Raw genomic sequence first — 17,127 nt, forward strand, 5'->3', positions numbered from 1 at the left:
CCTTATTTGCCGCCGAGCGTTACAAACAGGGTCAGGAGCCCCAGCATGCCGATGATCATGGCGAACGCGTAGTGATAGATGTAACCGGATTGGAGGAAGCGGATCACGCCGGCGAACCAGCCGATGAACCGGGCGCTGCCGTTGACGAGGCCGTCGATCACCACGACGTCACCTTCCTTCCACAGGCCACGGCCGATCGCCACCGAACCACGGGCGAACACCACTTCGTTGATCTTGTCCATGTAGTACTTGTTGTCCAGCAGCGTGTAGATCGGGCCGAACGCGCGGCGGATCGACGCCGGCAGCTCCGGACGCTTCAGGTACAGGAACCACGCGACGACGACACCGGCGAGCGCCAGCCAGACCGGCAGACCCGACACCGAGTGCAGGCCCATGCCCACCCAACCGTGGAACTCCTCGGCCATCTCGGCCAGCGCCGGATGGTTGGCACCGATGAAGATCACCTTGTCGAATGCGACGCCGTGCTGGAAGAAGTCACCGAACAGCATCGGGCTGATCGCGAACGCGCCGATGATCACCGACGGGATCGCCAGCAGGACCAGCGGCACCCACACGACCCACGGGGTCTCGTGCGGCTCGTGCGCGTGGTCGTCATGACCGTGGCCATGGCCGTGATCGTCGTGGCCGTGCGCGGCCGCCATGCCCATCGGCGATTCCGGATGCTTCGGCTGGCGGAAACGCTCTTCGCCGTGGAACACCATGAAGTACATGCGGAACGAGTACAGCGCCGTGACGAACACGCTCGCGACGACCGCGAAGTACGCGAAGCCCGAACCCGGCAGGTGCGACAGCTTCACCGCGTCGATGATCGAGTCCTTCGAGTAGAAGCCCGAGAAGAACGGCGTACCGATCAGCGCGAGCGAACCGACGAGCGACGTGATCCACGTGATCGGCATGTACTTGCGCAGGCCGCCCATGTTGCGCATGTCCTGGTCGTGGTGCATGCCCATGATGACCGAGCCGGCGCCGAGGAACAGCAGCGCCTTGAAGAACGCGTGCGTCATCAGGTGGAACACGGCGACCGGGTAAGCGGACACGCCGAGCGCGACGGTCATGTAGCCGAGCTGCGACAGCGTCGAGTACGCGACCACGCGCTTGATGTCGTTCTGGATGATGCCGAGGAAGCCCATGAAGAGCGCCGTGATCGCGCCGATCACCGTGATGAACGACAGCGCGGTATCCGACAGCTCGAACAGCGGCGACATGCGCGTCACCATGAAGATGCCGGCCGTCACCATCGTCGCCGCGTGAATCAGCGCCGAGATCGGGGTCGGGCCTTCCATCGAGTCCGGCAGCCACACGTGCAGCGGGAACTGCGCCGACTTGCCCATCGCGCCGATGAACAGGCAGATACAGGCAACGGTCAGCAGGCCCCAGTCGGTGCCCGGGAAGTGCAGGCTTGCGAGCTCCGCGCGCTTCGCGAACACGTCGCCGTAGTTCATCGAGCCGGCGAACGCGAGCAGCAGGCCGATGCCGAGCAGGAAGCCGAAGTCGCCCACGCGGTTCACGAGGAACGCCTTCATGTTCGCGTAGATCGCGCTCTCACGCGTGAAGTAGAAGCCGATCAGCAGGTACGACACCAGACCCACCGCTTCCCAGCCGAAGAACAGCTGCAGGAAGTTGTTGCTCATCACGAGCATCAGCATCGAGAACGTGAACAGCGAGATGTACGAGAAGAAGCGCTGGTAGCCGTCTTCTTCCGCCATGTAGCCGATCGTGTAGATGTGCACCATCAGCGAGACGAAGGTCACGACGACCATCATCATCGCGGTCAGCGAATCGACGAGGAAGCCGATTTCGAGCTTCAGCGAACCGACGTTCATCCATTCGTAGACGGTCGCGTTGAAACTCGCGCCGCCCAGCACGTCGAAGAAGACTTTCGCCGACAGGAGGAACGCGATCATTACGCCGAGGATCGTGATCCGGTGTGCGCCCTTGCGCCCGACTGCGTTCCCGAACAGCCCCGCAATCAGCGAGCCGGCCAGCGGAGCGAGCGGAATCGCCAGCAGCAGGTTTTCATTGAGTGTCGTTGACATAACAGCGTTGCCTGAAATTAACCTTTGAGCTGATCGAGATCCTCGACATTGATCGTGTCGAGCTTACGGAACAGGGTCACCAGAATCGCGAGGCCGATCGCGGCTTCCGCTGCGGCGACCGTCAGCACGAAGAACACGAAGATCTGGCCGTGCACATCGCCGAGGTAATGCGAAAACGCGACGAAGTTGGTATTCACCGCCAGCAGCATCAGTTCGATCGACATCAGGATGATGATGATGTTGCGACGGTTCAGGAAGATCCCGACGATCGCGATCGCAAACAGGATCGCGCCGAGCACAAGGTAGTGAGCAAGAGTCAGCATGATTTTCTTTTCCTCCGCTTAGCCGTTGGTGCCCGAACCGGCTTCGCTCTGCGCCGTTTCCGGCTGCGGCTTGTCCGCTTCCATCTTCACGAGGCGCACGCGATCTTCGCGGCGCACCTTGACCTGATCCGACACGCGCTGGCGCTTGCTGTCCTTGCCCTTGCGCTCGGTCAGCCCGATCGCGGCAATGATCGCGACCAGCAGCACGAGGCCGGCGATTTCAAACGCGAAGATGTAGTCGGTGTAGATGACCTTGCCGATCAGGCGCGTGTTCGACCAGTTGGCCATCTCGCCCGTCGCCATCGCGTGCACCGTGTGCGTGTCGCCGTAGCCGCGCCACAGGATCAGCGCGGTCTCGATCACGATGATCGCGCCGACGACCGTCGCCATCGGTACGAAGCGCTTGAAGTCGCGGCGCAGGTAGTCGATGTTGATGTCCAGCATCATCACGACGAACAGGAACAGCACCATCACGGCGCCCACGTAGACCAGCACCAGCAGGATCGCGAGGAACTCCGCTTCCAGCAGCATCCAGATCGCGGCGGCGTTGAAGAACGCCAGCACAAGGAAAAGCGCAGACGCCACCGGGTTGCGCGAAGTGATCACCTTCAGCCCTGATACCACCAGGAGCAGCGCGAAGATGTAGAACAGTACGGTCGTGAATTCCATGATTACCGGTTCATCGTTAGGCCATAGTCAGGCGCGGCTTGCGGGACGCTCTCGCGAGCCGCACCCGTCGCGGCGGCTCGGCCCGTGCTTCGGGCCGGCACTGCAAACACAATCAACGATACGGCGCGTCGGCAGCCTTCGCCGCTGCGATGTCCTTCTCGTAGCGATCGCCCACCGCGAGCAGCATATCCTTCGTGAAATACAGGTCGCCGCGCTTTTCGCCGTGATACTCGAGAATCTGCGTTTCGACGATCGAATCGACCGGGCAGCTCTCTTCGCAGAAACCGCAGAAGATGCACTTCGTCAGGTCGATGTCGTAGCGCGTCGTACGGCGCGTGTTGTCCGCGCGCGTTTCCGATTCGATCGTGATCGCCAGCGCGGGGCACACGGCCTCGCACAGCTTGCACGCGATGCAGCGCTCTTCGCCGTTTTCATAGCGGCGCAGCGCATGCAGACCGCGAAAACGCGGCGAGATCGGGGTCTTCTCTTCCGGGAACTGCACGGTGACCTTGCGCTTGAACGTGTAACGACCGGTCAGCGCGAGCCCCTTCAGCAGCTCGGTCAGGAAGAAAGTCTTAAAGAAGTGTTGGATAGCCGTCATGATTTCGTCCTTACTTCACCCAGATGTTCAGCGGCGACATCATCCAGAAGCCGACCACGATCACCCAGACCACCGTGACGGGCAGGAACACCTTCCAGCCCAGGCGCATGATCTGGTCGTAACGGTAGCGCGGGAACGTCGCGCGGACCCAGATGAACACCGACAGCAGTGCGAAGACCTTCAGCACCAGCCAGAAGATGCCCGGGATGAACGACAGGAATTCGAACGGGGCATCCCAGCCGCCGAGGAACAGCGTCGCAGCCAGCGCCGAGATTACGATCATGTTGATGTACTCGGCGAGGAAGAACAGCGCGAACGCCATGCCCGAGTAATCGATCATGTGACCCGCGACGATCTCCGACTCCCCTTCCACCACGTCGAACGGGTGACGGTTCGTTTCGGCAATGCCCGAGATGAAGTACACGACGAACGCCGGCAGGAGCGGCAGCCAGTTCCACGACAGGAAGTTCACGCCGTGGCCCGCGAAGAAGCCGTGCTGTTGCGAACCGACGATTTCCGACAGGTTCAGGCTGCCGGCCGTCATCAGCACCAGCACCAGCGCGAAGCCCATCGAGATTTCGTACGACACCATCTGTGCCGCGGCGCGCATCGCGCCGAGGAACGCGTACTTCGAGTTCGATGCCCAGCCCGCGAGAATCACCGCGTACACGCCGATCGACGAGATCGCCATCGCGTACAGCAGGCCCGCGTTCACGTTCGCGAGAACGGCTTCCGCCTGGAACGGGATCACCGCCCACACGGCGAACGCCGGCACGACGGTCATGACCGGCGCGATCAGGTACAGCCAGCGGCTGGCGGCGCTCGGCTGAATGACTTCCTTCAGCAGCAGCTTCAGCACGTCGGCGATCGGCTGCAGCAGGCCGCCGGGGCCGACACGGTTCGGGCCGAGGCGCACGTGCATCCAGCCGATCAGCTTGCGTTCCCACAGAATCAGGTACGCGACGCACAGCAGGATGACGACGGAGACGACGAGGATGCGCACGACTGCCCACACCGTCGGCCATGCGAAGCCGAGAAGCTCGGCGCCGCCCGCGTTGATCGTATCGAACAAGCTCATTTACGCCTTCTCCACCACCAGTTCACCGGACAGGCTGCCGAGCGCTGCGCCGGCAGGCGTCGCCGCCGACACGCGAACGACCGTCTCCGCAAGATTCGCGTCGCGCACGGCCGGCAACTGCACCGCACGCTCGCCCTGGCGTACGCGCACCGCGTCGCCTTCCTTCAAGCCCAGCTTGTCGAACAGCGCGGCCGGCAGGGCTGCGGCATTCGCCGCCTTCGCAGCGGCCGTCAGGTGCAGCGCACCTGCGCGGCGCACGAGTGCGTCGGCGTGATAGATCGGCACATCGGCCAGGCGCTCGAAGCCGCCGTTCGCGGCATTCGCCGCGACGCGTGCCGGTGCGACCGACGTCTGGTTCGACAGGCGGCCCGCGACGCCGGCATCGCCGAGCGCCGCGAGACGCACTTCTTCCGACGTCTCGTATTCGAAGTTCGGCAGGCCGAGCAGGCTGCCGAGCACGCGCAGCACCTTCCAGCCCGGACGCGTGTCGCCGAGCGGGCGCACGACGCCGTTGAAGCTCTGCACGGTGCCTTCCGCGTTGACGTACGTACCGGCCGTTTCAGTGAACGGCGCAACCGGCAGCAGCACGTCGGCGTAGTCGAGGCCGTGCTTGAACGGCGACATCACGACGACCATCTCCGCCTGGTTCAGCGCGGCAAGCGCCTGCGCCGGATCGGCGGTGTCGAATTCCGGTTCGACGTTCAGCAGCACGTAGCCCTTGCGCGGCTGCGCGAACGCTTCGCGAGCGTTCAGGCCGCCTTCGCCCGGCAGTGCGCCGACAGCGTGCGCGCCGACCGTGTTCGCCGCTTCCGTCAGGAAGCCGAACGTGGCGCCGGTGTTGTCGGCGATCCACTTGGCAACGGCATGCAGCTTCGCGAATTCCGGGTGGCGGACCGCGACGTTGCCGAGCAGCACCGCGCGGCGTTCGCCGTTCGCGAGCGACTGTGCGACAGCCTGCGCGGCCGGCGATGCAGCAACACCTGCCAGCGTGTCGGGCAGCGCGACGCCGCGCAGTTGCGCGACGGCCGCGGCGACGCCGGCCAGCTCGTCGAGCCATGCGGACGGTGCAGCCACGATGCGCTGCGCGGTCCGGATCAGCGAGTCGTCACCGGTCGCGTGCAGGAAGTGCAGCTTCGCGCCGTTCTTCGCAGCCTGGCGCAGGCGCGACGCGAACAGCGGGTGGTCGCGGCGCAGGAACGAACCCACGACGAACGCGGCGTCCACGTTCGACAGGTCGGCGATCGGCATGCCGAGCCACGGTGCGCCCTGGACCGGCGCCGAGAAATCTTGCTGACGCAGACGGAAGTCGACGTTCGGCGTCTTCAGTTCGTTGGCGAGCTGCTTCACGAGGAACAGCTCTTCGGCCGTGCTGTGCGCGCTCGCGAGCATCGCCAGCGCGTTCGCGCCGTGATCCGCGGCGATGCCCTTCAGGCCCTTCGCCACGTATTCGAGCGCGGTCTGCCAGTCGGTTTCGATCCACTGGCCGCCCTGCTTCAGCATCGGCTTCGTCAGGCGCTCTTCGCTGTTGAGGCCTTCATACGAGAAGCGGTCCTTGTCCGAGATCCAGCATTCGTTGACGGATTCGTTCTCGAACGGCAGCACGCGCATCACGCGGTTGTTCTTCACCTGCACGACGAGGTTCGCACCGACGGAATCGTGCGGGCTCACCGACTTGCGGCGCGACAGTTCCCACGTACGGGCGCTGTAGCGGAACGGCTTGCTGGTCAGCGCGCCGACCGGGCACAGGTCGATCATGTTGCCCGACATTTCGGAATCGACCGTCTTGCCGACGAACGTCGTGATTTCCGAGTGCTCGCCGCGGCCCAGCATGCCGAACTCCATCACGCCGGCGATTTCCTGGCCGAAGCGGACGCAGCGCGTGCAGTGGATGCAGCGCGACATTTCTTCCATCGAGATCAGCGGGCCCACGTTCTTGTGGAACACCACGCGCTTTTCTTCCGAGTAGCGCGACGACGACTTGCCGTAGCCGACCGCCAGATCCTGCAGCTGGCATTCGCCGCCCTGATCGCAGATCGGGCAATCGAGCGGGTGATTGATGAGGAGGAATTCCATCACCGACTGCTGCGCCTTCACAGCCTTGTCGGACTGCGTGCGGACGATCATGCCGGCCGACACGGGGGTCGCACAGGCAGGCACGGCCTTCGGCATCTTCTCGACTTCGACGAGACACATCCGGCAGTTGGCCGCAACCGACAGTTTCTTGTGATAGCAGAAGTGAGGAATGTACGTATCCGCCTTGTGCGCAGCCTGGATCACCATGCTGCCTTCGGGCACCTCGACCTTCTTGCCGTCTATTTCAAGTTCAACCATGATGGTGAATGGTCCTTAACCTATTTCCGCCCGTTCGCGCCTTGGCCCGACCGTGCGCTCAAATTCCGCAACCGGGTTCGCTTCAGGCTGCCGCCGCGTGCGCGTGGCCGCCGACCATGCAGTGCTTGTGCTCGACGTGGTACGCGAATTCGTCCCAGTAGTGCTTGAGCATCCCGCGTACCGGCATCGCCGCCGCATCGCCGAGTGCACAGATCGTGCGACCCATGATGTTCTCGGCCACCGAGTTCAGCAGATCCAGATCTTCCTGGCGACCTTCGCCGTGCTCGATACGATTCACGACGCGATACAGCCAGCCGGTGCCTTCACGGCACGGCGTGCACTGGCCGCACGATTCCTCGTAGTAGAAGTACGACAGGCGCAGCAGCGAGCGCACCATGCAGCGCGTCTCGTCCATCACGATCACCGCGCCGGAACCGAGCATCGAGCCCGCCTTCGCGATCGCATCGTAGTCGAGATCCGTCTGCATCATGACGTCGCCCGGGATCACCGGCGCCGACGAACCGCCCGGAATCACGGCCTTGATCTTCCTGCCGCCGCGCATCCCGCCGGCGAGCTCCATCAGCGTCGCGAACGGCGTGCCGAGCGGCACTTCGTAGTTGCCCGGACGCTCGACGTCGCCCGATACCGAGAAAATCTTCGTGCCGCCGTTGTTCGGCTTGCCGATCTCGAGGTAATTCTGCGGCCCGATGGACAGCAGGAACGGCACCGCGGCGAACGTCTCGGTGTTGTTGATCGTGGTCGGCTTGCCGTACACGCCGAAGCTCGCCGGGAACGGCGGCTTGAAGCGCGGCTGGCCCTTCTTGCCTTCGAGCGACTCGAGCAGCGCCGTTTCCTCGCCGCAGATGTACGCGCCGTAACCGTGGTGCGCATGCAGCTCGAACGAGAATTCCGAGCCCATGATGTTGTTGCCGAGGAACCCGGCTGCACGCGCTTCATCGAGTGCGGCTTCGAAGCGTCGATACACTTCGAAGATTTCGCCGTGGATGTAGTTGTAGCCGACGGTGATGCCCATCGCGTACGCGCCGATGGCCATGCCTTCGATCAGCGCATGCGGGTTCCAGCGCAGGATGTCGCGATCCTTGAACGTGCCCGGCTCGCCTTCGTCCGAGTTGCAGACGAGGTACTTCTGCCCCGGGAACTGGCGCGGCATGAAGCTCCACTTCAGGCCGGTCGGGAAGCCCGCACCGCCACGGCCACGCAGGCCCGACGCCTTCACGTCGGCGATCACCTGCTCGGGCGGAATCTTTTCTTCGAGAATGCGGCGCAGCTGCTTGTAGCCGCCGCGCGCAACGTAATCTTCGAGATGCCAGTTCTCGCCGTTCAGACCAGCGAGGATCAGCGGTTTGATGTGACGGTCGTGGAGGGACGTCATTTCGAGAGCTCCTCAAGCAGCTGGTCGATCTTCTCGCGGCTCATGAAGCTGCACATTCTGTGATTGTTCACCAGCAGCACCGGCGCATCGCCGCACGAGCCCATGCATTCGCCTTCCTTCAGCGTGAACTTGCCGTCAGGCGTGGTCTCGCCGAAGCCGATGCCGAGCTTCTGTTTCAGGTAGTCGGCAGTCGCTTCCGCGCCGCCGTGCGGGCCGAGCTGGCACGGCAGGTTCGTACAGAGCGTGATCTTGTGCTTGCCGACCGGGTTGAGCTCGTACATCGTGTAGAACGTCGCGACTTCCTGCACGGCAACGGCCGGCATGCCGAGATAGTCCGCGACGAACTGCATCAGTTCGGGCGACAGCCAGCCGTGCTCTTCCTGAGCAACGGCCAACGCCGACATCACGGCGGACTGTTTCTGATCGGCGGGATACTTCGTCAACGCTCGATTGATTTCCTTCAGGCCTTCAGCTGAGATCATTTTCAGACACGACTCTTTCAATTCCTACCGAACGAACAACCTGCCGCACACTGGGGTGCATGGACGGCAGACCTGGCGCTCACTCTGTTGACAGCTTGCGATGCCGCGCCGGTTCAGCGCGCATCGCGTGTGACTTGCTGCTCGCCGTCCGCTCGCGCGGGCGGCGCAACCATTAGCGGTCGATTTCGCCGAACACGATGTCCTGCGTACCGATGATCGTAACGGCGTCGGCGATCATGTGACCGCGCGCCATTTCGTCGAGCGACGCCAGGTGCGCGAAACCCGGTGCGCGGATCTTGAGGCGATACGGCTTGTTGGCACCGTCGGACACGAGGTAGATGCCGAATTCACCCTTCGGATGCTCGACCGCCGCGTACGCTTCGCCTTCCGGCACATGGAAACCTTCGGTGAAGAGCTTGAAATGGTGAATCAAGTCTTCCATGTTGGTCTTCATGCCGACGCGCGACGGCGGGGCAACCTTGTGATTGTCCGTCATCACCGGGCCCTGATTCTTGCGGAGCCACTCAATACACTGTTTCGCGATGCGGACCGACTGGCGCATTTCTTCGACGCGCACCAGATAGCGGTCGTAGCAATCGCCGTTCACGCCAATCGGCACGTCGAAATCCATGCGATCGTACACTTCGTACGGCTGCTTCTTGCGCAGATCCCACGCGATGCCCGAACCGCGCAGCATCGGGCCCGTCAGGCCCATCTGCAGCGCACGTTCCGGGCTGACCACGCCGATCCCGACCAGACGCTGCTTCCAGATCCGGTTGTCGGTCAGCAGCGTTTCGTATTCGTCGATGCACTTCGGGAAGCGCGTGAAGAAGTCGTCGATGAAATCGAGCACCGAGCCGCTGCGCGCTTCGTTCATCTTCGCGAGCGCCTTCTCGTTGCGAATCTTCGACGCCTTGTATTGCGGCATTGCGTCAGGCAGATCGCGATAGACGCCGCCCGGACGGTAGTACGCCGCGTGCATCCGGGCGCCGGACACCGCTTCGTACACGTCCATCAGGTCTTCGCGTTCGCGGAATGCGTACAGGAACACCGCCATCGCGCCGACGTCGAGTGCGTGTGCGCCGATCCACATCAGGTGGTTCAGCACGCGCGTGACCTCGTCGAACAGCACGCGGATGTACTGCGCGCGCTCCGGCACTTCGATGCCGAGCAGCTTCTCGATCGCGAGCACGTAGCCGTGCTCGTTGACCATCATCGACACGTAGTCGAGACGGTCCATGTACGGCACGGACTGGATGAAGGTCTTGGATTCCGCGAGCTTTTCCGTCGCGCGATGCAGCAGGCCGATGTGCGGATCGGCACGCTGGATGACTTCGCCGTCGAGCTCGAGCACGAGGCGCAGCACGCCGTGCGCTGCCGGGTGCTGCGGGCCGAAGTTGAGCGTGTAGTTCTTGATTTCTGCCATGACGCCCCCTTAATGTTTCAGACCGCCATAGCGATCCTCGCGGATCACGCGCGGCGTGATTTCGCGCGGCTCGATCGTCACCGGCTGGTACACGACCCGCTTCTCTTCCGGGTCGTAACGCATTTCGACGTAGCCCGACACCGGGAAGTCCTTGCGGAACGGGTGGCCGATGAAGCCGTAGTCGGTGAGGATGCGGCGCAGGTCGGGGTGGCCTTCGAACACGATGCCGTACAGGTCGAACGCTTCGCGCTCGTACCAGTTCGCGGAAGTCCAGATGTCGACCAGCGAAGCCACGATCGGCAGGTCGTCGTCCGGCGCGAATGCACGCAGGCGCAGACGCCAGTTGTTCGTGACCGACAGCAGGTGCGACACGGCTGCGAAGCGCGGGCCGTCGAAGGCGCCGTCGCCGAAGGTCTGGTAGTCGACGCCGCAGAGGTCGAGCAGCTGCTCGAAACGGAGCTTCGGATCGTCGCGCAGCGTCTTTGCGACTTCGAGGTAATCGCTCGCCTTCACGACGAGCGTCAGTTCACCGACTGCTTCGGTGAGGCTCACCACGCGCGCGCCGAGCGCGGCTTCGAGGTTTGCCTTGAGGGTCTCGATTTTGCTTGCCATATTGAGGGGACGCTCGGGGCTTTATTGACGGGCGATGGTATTGGTGCGGCGGATCTTCGCCTGAAGCTGGATCACGCCGTAGACCAGCGCCTCGGCCGTGGGCGGACAGCCCGGCACATAGACGTCGACCGGCACGATCCGGTCGCAGCCGCGGACCACCGAGTACGAGTAGTGGTAGTAACCACCGCCGTTCGCGCACGATCCCATCGAGATCACCCAGCGCGGCTCGGCCATCTGGTCGTACACACGGCGCAGCGCAGGCGCCATCTTGTTGCACAGCGTGCCGGCCACGATCATCACGTCGGATTGACGCGGGCTCGGACGGAACACGACGCCGAACCGGTCCAGATCGTAACGGGCCGCGCCCGCATGCATCATCTCGACGGCGCAACACGCGAGCCCGAACGTCATCGGCCACAGCGAGCCGGTACGCGTCCAGTTGATCAGCTTGTCAGCCGTCGTGGTGACAAACCCTTCCTTCAAGACCCCTTCGATACTCATTTGCTTTCCACTCCAGACGAGCGACCGAGCGTGGCCGCCCATGCAAACCGGCGATTAACCCATCACTCCCAGTCCAACCCGCCTTTCTTCCAGATATAGGCAAAGCCCAGCAGGAATTCGAGCAGAAAAATCATCATTGCGATGAAACCCGGCCAGCCGATGTCCCGGAGCGCGACGCCCCACGGAAACAGGAATGCGGTTTCGAGATCGAAGATGATGAACAGGATGGCGACGAGGTAATACCGTACGTCGAATTTCATCCGGGCGTCTTCAAAGGCTTCGAAGCCGCACTCGTACGGTGCGTTCTTCTCGACGTCCGGCTTGTTGGGACCAAGGAGCTTGCCGATGCTGACCAGCGCTATACCTAAACCAGTGCCCACGAGGAGGAACAACAAGACGGGGTAATAGGCTGCGAGGTTCAAGGCAATCCTCTATCGGTTGGTTCTGAGCGTCCGGAGAATACCACTTCCGGCGGAAGGAATCATTTCGGAGTGCATGCGATCGCAAGACAACCGCAAGCGCACCCCAGAAATGAAAAATGCCAGCCACTAGAAGCGGCTGGCATTGAGTAACTTTGGTGCCGACGGCGAGACTCGAACTCGCACAGCTTTCGCCACTACCCCCTCAAGATAGCGTGTCTACCAATTTCACCACGTCGGCACTGCATGCAACTCGGGTCGTGTTGCTTGTTTCCCGCGAATCGCTTCAAGAATTAAATTGTAACCCGGGTTCCAGATTTGTTCAACGCACAAACGCGAAAAAATTAACTTTTTATTTCGGGACGTCCTGGCCCGGCGCGCTTGCAGCCGAACCCGCAACGGCCGCGGATGCCGCGACGGCCGGCGCCGATGCTGCAGGCGCCGATGCCGGCGCGGTCGCTGCCGCGCCGAGCAGGCCGGCCGACGGCGCCGACTTGTACGAACCGAGGTACGTCAGCGCGAGCGTCGCGACGAAGAAGATCGTCGCGAGAACGCCCGTCGTGCGCGACAGGAAGTTCGCCGAGCCCGTCGCACCGAACAGGCTGCCCGACGCGCCGCTGCCGAACGCAGCGCCCATGTCGGCACCCTTGCCGTGCTGCAGCAGCACGAGACCAATCACACCGAGTGCAGACAGCACCTGCACCACAATAATCAGCGTCTTGAATAACAGCATCACACCCACCCGATTGGATCGGGCGACCGGACCGTCCGGCCGCCGTCATGGTTCAATTCGATCTCGGACCGCTCAACGCGCGGCCCGGCAGATCGCCAGGAAATCTTCCGCCTTCAGCGACGCGCCGCCGATCAGGCCGCCATCGATGTCCGACTGCGCAAACAGCTCTTCCGCGTTGTCCGGCTTCACGCTGCCGCCGTACAGCACGGATACGTCCGCCGCACCCTTTGCCGCGAGACGCGTGCGCAGGAACGCGTGCACGTCCTGTGCCTGCGCCGACGTCGCGCTCTTGCCCGTGCCGATCGCCCAGACCGGCTCGTACGCGACGACGATGCGCACCGCCTCGTCAGCCGTCAGCACGGCCAGCACCGTGTCGAGCTGCGCACCGACGACCTGCTCGGTCGCACCCGACTCGCGCTCGTCGAGCGTTTCGCCGACGCATACGACCGGCGTGAGGCCGGCTGCGAGCGCGCGCTGCGTCTTCGCCGCGACCGTGTCGCTGCTTTCGCCGTGATACGCGCGACGCTCCGAGTGACCGACGATCGCATAGCGTGCGCCGAACTCCGCGACCATCGCAGCCGCCACTTCGCCGGTGAACGCGCCCTGCTCGTGCGCGGATACGTCCTGCGCACCCCAGGCGACACGGCCGCCGTCGAGCTGCGCCCGAACCTGCGCGAGATACGGGAACGGCACGCACACGCCGACCGACGTTTCGGCCGCCACCGCGCCCGCGCCCTGCACCACTTCGTTCAGCAACGCCTGGTTGCCGGCCAGCCGGCCGTGCATCTTCCAGTTGCCGATCACCCGCTTAGTTCTTTGTTTCGACATCGTGTCTGTCTCGTCACCGCTTGGTCGTTGCTTGGTCAATAACGCGCCGGAAACCGGCCGTCAGGTTTGATCTGGCGAAGCAAACCCGCGATTTTACTGCGCACGGCTTGAACCGGTCAAACCGCGCATGTCAAGCCCGGCCCCACGGGCCGTCAGGCGTTCGTACCCCAATCGAGGACGATCTTGCCGGTGTGCTCGCTGCTTTCCATCAGCGCATGCGCCTGTGCGGCGTCCGCGGCCGGCAGCACGCGATAGATCACCGGCTTGATGCGGCCGTCGGCGATCAGCGGCCACACACGCGCCTTCAGTTGCGCGGCGATGCGCGCCTTGAACTCGACCGGGCGCGGACGCAGCGTCGAGCCCGTGATCGTCAGCCGGCGGCGCAGGATCTCGCCCAGGTTGACGTCGGCCTTCGCGCCGCCGAGCAGCGCGATCAGCACGAGACGGCCGCCGTCCGCGAGCGCGGACAACTCGCGCGGCACGTACGAGCCCGCCACCATGTCGAGAATCACGTCGACGCCGCGATCGTGCGTCAGCGACTTCACGACTTCGACGAAATCCTCGGTCTTGTAGTTGATCGCACGCTCGGCGCCGAGCGCTTCGCACGCACGGCACTTGTCGGCGTTGCCGGCCGTCGCGAACACGCGGAAACCGAGCGCATGCGCGATCTGGATCGCCGTCACGCCGATGCCGCTCGAGCCGCCCTGCACAAGCAGCGTCTCCTGCTCGCCACCCTCGCCCGCGCCGAGTTGCGCACGGTCGAACACGTTGCTCCACACGGTGAAAAACGTTTCGGGCAGCGACGCGGCCTCGATATCGGTGAGTCCGTCGGGCACCGGCAGGCACTGCAGCAGCGGCGCAACGGCGTATTCAGCGTAGCCGCCGCCCGCGAGCAGCGCGCACACGCGATCGCCCAGCTTCAGGCCGAACGGGTTCAGCGCGGCATCGGACACATCGCCGCCGACAATCTCGCCCGCCACCTCGAGGCCCGGCAGATCCGACGCCCCCGGCGGCGGCGCATAGGCGCCCTTGCGCTGGAACACGTCGGGCCGGTTCACACCGGAAGCCGCCACCTTGATCAACACCTCGCCGCGCTTCGGATCGGGGCGCGGACGCTCCGCAAGCTTCAGCACGTCAGGAGCGCCGAATTCGGTGATTTCGATGGCTTTCATGGTGAGGGAGGCTCCAGGATCGGAATCGGATGGATGGCACGCCCGTACACGCGGCACAGGCGCGTAGCCGGCGCTGCTGCGCCGCACAACGATGCTACAGAAAAAACGGCCGGCACGCTTTCGCACTGCCGGCCGTTGATCCGCCTGTCCGCTTACTGCTGCGGCGGCGTATCCGACTGCGCTGCCTCGTTCAGCAGCGCCTTGGCCGACAGGCGCACACGGCCCTTCTCGTCCGTCTGAATGACCTTGACCTTAACCTGCTGACCTTCCTTCAGGTAGTCATTGATGTCCTTCACACGTTCGTTGACGATTTCCGAGATGTGCAGCAGGCCGTCCTTGCCCGGCAGCAGGTTCACGATCGCACCGAAATCGAGCAGCTTGAGCACCGTGCCTTCATACACCTGACCGACTTCGATCTCGGCCGTGATTTGCTCGATGCGCTTCTTCGCTTCGGCCATGCCGTCGCTGTTCGTGCTGGCGATCGTCACGACGCCGTCATCGGAAATGTCGATGGTCGTGCCCGTTTCTTCCGTCAGCGCGCGGATCACCGAACCGCCCTTGCCGATCACGTCGCGGATCTTTTCCGGGTTGATCTTGATCGTGATCATGCGCGGCGCGAACTCCGACAGCTGCGTGTTCGCACCCGAGACCGCCGACGTCATCTTGCCGAGGATGTGCATGCGGCCTTCCTTCGCCTGCGCGAGCGCGACCTGCATGATTTCCTTCGTGATGCCCTGGATCTTGATGTCCATCTGCAGCGCCGTCACGCCTTGCTCCGTGCCGGCCACCTTGAAGTCCATGTCGCCGAGGTGATCTTCGTCGCCGAGGATGTCGGTCAGCACCGCGAACTTGTTGCCTTCGAGGATCAGGCCCATCGCGATACCCGCGACGTGCGCCTTCATCGGCACGCCGGCGTCCATCAGCGCGAGGCAGCCGCCGCACACCGATGCCATCGACGACGAACCGTTCGATTCGGTGATTTCCGACACGACGCGGATCGAGTAGCCGAATTCGTCGGCGCTCGGCAGGCACTTGACCAGCGCGCGCTTCGCGAGGCGGCCGTGGCCGATTTCGCGGCGCTTCGGCGAGCCGACGCGGCCCGTTTCGCCGGTCGCGAACGGGGGCATGTTGTAGTGGAGCATGAAGCGCTCGCGGTATTCGCCTTCGAGCGCGTCGATGATCTGCTCGTCACCCTTCGTACCGAGCGTCGCGACGACCAGCGCCTGCGTCTCGCCGCGCGTGAACAGCGCCGAGCCGTGGGTACGCGGCAGCACGCCGGTGCGGATTTCGATCGGGCGCACGGTGCGCGTGTCGCGGCCGTCGATACGCGGCTCGCCGTTCAGGATCTGCGAACGGACGATCTTCGCCTCGATGTCGAACAGCACGTTGCCGACGCTGGCCTTGTCGGCCGCGACCGTACCGGCCGCCTGTGCGTCTTCCTCGAGCTTCGCCGAGGTTGCCGAATAGACTTCCTTCAGCTTTGCCGAACGGGCTTGCTTGTCGCGCAGCTGGTAAGCGGCGAGCAGGTCGTTCTGCGCCAGCTCGGTCACGCGTGCGATCAGCGGCTCGTTCTTCGGCGCCGGCTGCCAGTCCCACTCGGGCTTGCCGCCTTCGCGCACGAGTTCGTGGATCGCGTCGATCGCGATCTGCATCTGCTCGTGACCGAACACCACGGCACCCAGCATCACGTCTTCCGACAGCTGGTCCGCTTCCGATTCGACCATCAGCACGGCACGCTCCGTACCCGCGACGACGAGGTCGAGGCTCGATGCCTTGATCTGGTCACGCGTCGGGTTCAGCACGTATGCGTTGTCGATGTACGCCACGCGTGCGGCACCGACCGGGCCGTTGAACGGCAGGCCCGACACGGCGAGCGCAGCCGATGCGCCGATCAGCGCAGGGATGTCCGCCGGGATTTCCGGGTTCACGGACAGCACGTGAATCACGACCTGGACTTCGTTGTAGAAACCTTCCGGGAACAGCGGGCGCAGCGGACGGTCGATCAGGCGCGACGTCAGCGTCTCGTGCTCCGACGGACGGCCTTCGCGGCGGAAGAAGCCACCCGGGATCTTGCCGGCCGAGTAGGTCTTCTCGAGGTAGTCGACGGTCAGCGGGAAGAAGTCCTGACCCGGCTTCGCCGACTTCGCACCGACGACGGTTGCCAGCACGACGGTGTCTTCGACGTCGACGATCACCGCACCGCTCGCCTGGCGAGCGACTTCACCGGTTTCGAGGCGCACCTTGTGCTGGCCCCACTGGAATTCCTTCACGACCTTGTTGAACATGGACATGGTTGCTCCTTTGAATTCATGCATTTCAATCGCCGCGCCGGCCATCCCGCGCGGCGGCGTCCCGACCGAATCCCCCGGAGCAAGGTGTGTTTTTTATGCCATTCCAGCGCGGCGCTCATGCAGCGACGCGCTGGAATGACACAAATCCTGCCCCGGTATCAGTCGTTGCGGCGGCCCCGCACGAACGTGCCGGACAGCCTGCGGTGCGCGT

General features: G+C 63.9%; 16 protein-coding genes and 1 tRNA gene. All 17 read right to left on the bottom strand.

All coding sequences use genetic code 11. The features are described 5' to 3' along the window. Window positions 1-2: 2 nt before the first annotated feature. Window positions 3-2,057 carry an NADH-quinone oxidoreductase subunit L gene (gene nuoL / locus AC5LXK_RS12045; protein WP_493389026.1) on the bottom strand — a complete coding sequence of 685 codons (2,055 nt, stop codon included), beginning with the start codon at window positions 2,055-2,057 and terminating at the stop codon, window positions 3-5. A 17-nt stretch (window positions 2,058-2,074) separates the two neighbouring features. Then, window positions 2,075-2,380: an NADH-quinone oxidoreductase subunit NuoK gene (gene nuoK / locus AC5LXK_RS12050; RefSeq protein WP_059233607.1), complete on the bottom strand. Its 306-nt coding sequence runs from the start codon at window positions 2,378-2,380 to the stop codon at window positions 2,075-2,077. Window positions 2,381-2,398: 18 nt separating this feature from the next. Continuing rightward, window positions 2,399-3,049, bottom strand: coding sequence for an NADH-quinone oxidoreductase subunit J (locus AC5LXK_RS12055; RefSeq protein WP_493389027.1), 651 nt, complete (start codon window positions 3,047-3,049; stop codon window positions 2,399-2,401). Between the two features lie 112 nt (window positions 3,050-3,161). Next, the gene (nuoI, locus tag AC5LXK_RS12060; protein WP_493389028.1) at window positions 3,162-3,650 is read right to left on the bottom strand and encodes an NADH-quinone oxidoreductase subunit NuoI; all 489 of its coding nucleotides are present in this window, start codon (window positions 3,648-3,650) and stop codon (window positions 3,162-3,164) included. 10 nt (window positions 3,651-3,660) lie between these two features. Continuing rightward, entirely contained in the window at window positions 3,661-4,728 is a 1,068-nt protein-coding gene (gene nuoH / locus AC5LXK_RS12065) for an NADH-quinone oxidoreductase subunit NuoH (RefSeq protein WP_006478269.1), read from the bottom strand. Next, entirely contained in the window at window positions 4,729-7,059 is a 2,331-nt protein-coding gene (nuoG, locus tag AC5LXK_RS12070; protein WP_493389029.1) for an NADH-quinone oxidoreductase subunit NuoG, read from the bottom strand. An 82-nt stretch (window positions 7,060-7,141) separates the two neighbouring features. Continuing rightward, window positions 7,142-8,452 carry an NADH-quinone oxidoreductase subunit NuoF gene (nuoF, locus tag AC5LXK_RS12075; RefSeq protein WP_493389030.1) on the bottom strand — a complete coding sequence of 437 codons (1,311 nt, stop codon included), beginning with the start codon at window positions 8,450-8,452 and terminating at the stop codon, window positions 7,142-7,144. Beyond that, entirely contained in the window at window positions 8,449-8,934 is a 486-nt protein-coding gene (gene nuoE, locus AC5LXK_RS12080; protein ID WP_493389031.1) for an NADH-quinone oxidoreductase subunit NuoE, read from the bottom strand. Before nuoE ends, nuoF begins: the two co-directional genes overlap by 4 nt. 172 nt (window positions 8,935-9,106) lie before the next feature. Next, on the bottom strand, window positions 9,107-10,360 hold the full coding sequence (locus AC5LXK_RS12085) for an NADH-quinone oxidoreductase subunit D (RefSeq protein WP_493389032.1): 1,254 nt from the start codon (window positions 10,358-10,360) through the stop codon (window positions 9,107-9,109). Window positions 10,361-10,369: 9 nt separating this feature from the next. After that, entirely contained in the window at window positions 10,370-10,972 is a 603-nt protein-coding gene (locus AC5LXK_RS12090; RefSeq protein ID WP_493389033.1) for an NADH-quinone oxidoreductase subunit C, read from the bottom strand. 21 nt (window positions 10,973-10,993) lie between these two features. Continuing rightward, entirely contained in the window at window positions 10,994-11,473 is a 480-nt protein-coding gene (locus AC5LXK_RS12095; protein ID WP_006398799.1) for a NuoB/complex I 20 kDa subunit family protein, read from the bottom strand. A gap of 62 nt (window positions 11,474-11,535) precedes the next feature. Then, entirely contained in the window at window positions 11,536-11,895 is a 360-nt protein-coding gene (locus AC5LXK_RS12100; RefSeq protein WP_006398798.1) for an NADH-quinone oxidoreductase subunit A, read from the bottom strand. A gap of 153 nt (window positions 11,896-12,048) precedes the next feature. Continuing rightward, window positions 12,049-12,133 (bottom strand) — tRNA-Leu (locus AC5LXK_RS12105). Between the two features lie 111 nt (window positions 12,134-12,244). Further along, window positions 12,245-12,625 carry a preprotein translocase subunit SecG gene (gene secG, locus AC5LXK_RS12110; protein ID WP_493389034.1) on the bottom strand — a complete coding sequence of 127 codons (381 nt, stop codon included), beginning with the start codon at window positions 12,623-12,625 and terminating at the stop codon, window positions 12,245-12,247. Window positions 12,626-12,697: 72 nt separating this feature from the next. Next, window positions 12,698-13,453, bottom strand: a complete 756-nt coding sequence (gene tpiA, locus AC5LXK_RS12115) for a triose-phosphate isomerase (RefSeq protein ID WP_493389035.1) — start codon at window positions 13,451-13,453, stop codon at window positions 12,698-12,700. Between the two features lie 152 nt (window positions 13,454-13,605). After that, complete coding sequence (locus AC5LXK_RS12120; protein ID WP_493389036.1) at window positions 13,606-14,625, bottom strand: NAD(P)H-quinone oxidoreductase; 1,020 nt, start codon at window positions 14,623-14,625, stop codon at window positions 13,606-13,608. A 152-nt stretch (window positions 14,626-14,777) separates the two neighbouring features. Next, window positions 14,778-16,916: a polyribonucleotide nucleotidyltransferase gene (pnp, locus tag AC5LXK_RS12125; protein WP_493389037.1), complete on the bottom strand. Its 2,139-nt coding sequence runs from the start codon at window positions 16,914-16,916 to the stop codon at window positions 14,778-14,780. Window positions 16,917-17,127: the final 211 nt, after the last annotated feature.

It is taken from the genome of Burkholderia pulmonis (assembly GCF_984667975.1).

Bases quoted from the DNA above. Each gene is read 5' to 3' on its own strand.
- nuoL (WP_493389026.1), bottom strand. From the start codon at position 2,057: ATGTCAACGACACTCAATGAAAACCTGCTGCTGGCGATTCCGCTCGCT.
- nuoK (WP_059233607.1), bottom strand. From the start codon at position 2,380: ATGCTGACTCTTGCTCACTACCTTGTGCTCGGCGCGATCCTGTTTGCG.
- AC5LXK_RS12055 (WP_493389027.1), bottom strand. From the start codon at position 3,049: ATGGAATTCACGACCGTACTGTTCTACATCTTCGCGCTGCTCCTGGTG.
- nuoI (WP_493389028.1), bottom strand. From the start codon at position 3,650: ATGACGGCTATCCAACACTTCTTTAAGACTTTCTTCCTGACCGAGCTG.
- nuoH (WP_006478269.1), bottom strand. From the start codon at position 4,728: ATGAGCTTGTTCGATACGATCAACGCGGGCGGCGCCGAGCTTCTCGGC.
- nuoG (WP_493389029.1), bottom strand. From the start codon at position 7,059: ATGGTTGAACTTGAAATAGACGGCAAGAAGGTCGAGGTGCCCGAAGGC.
- nuoF (WP_493389030.1), bottom strand. From the start codon at position 8,452: ATGACGTCCCTCCACGACCGTCACATCAAACCGCTGATCCTCGCTGGT.
- nuoE (WP_493389031.1), bottom strand. From the start codon at position 8,934: ATGATCTCAGCTGAAGGCCTGAAGGAAATCAATCGAGCGTTGACGAAG.
- AC5LXK_RS12085 (WP_493389032.1), bottom strand. From the start codon at position 10,360: ATGGCAGAAATCAAGAACTACACGCTCAACTTCGGCCCGCAGCACCCG.
- AC5LXK_RS12090 (WP_493389033.1), bottom strand. From the start codon at position 10,972: ATGGCAAGCAAAATCGAGACCCTCAAGGCAAACCTCGAAGCCGCGCTC.
- AC5LXK_RS12095 (WP_006398799.1), bottom strand. From the start codon at position 11,473: ATGAGTATCGAAGGGGTCTTGAAGGAAGGGTTTGTCACCACGACGGCT.
- secG (WP_493389034.1), bottom strand. From the start codon at position 12,625: ATGCTGTTATTCAAGACGCTGATTATTGTGGTGCAGGTGCTGTCTGCA.
- tpiA (WP_493389035.1), bottom strand. From the start codon at position 13,453: ATGTCGAAACAAAGAACTAAGCGGGTGATCGGCAACTGGAAGATGCAC.
- AC5LXK_RS12120 (WP_493389036.1), bottom strand. From the start codon at position 14,625: ATGAAAGCCATCGAAATCACCGAATTCGGCGCTCCTGACGTGCTGAAG.
- pnp (WP_493389037.1), bottom strand. From the start codon at position 16,916: ATGTCCATGTTCAACAAGGTCGTGAAGGAATTCCAGTGGGGCCAGCAC.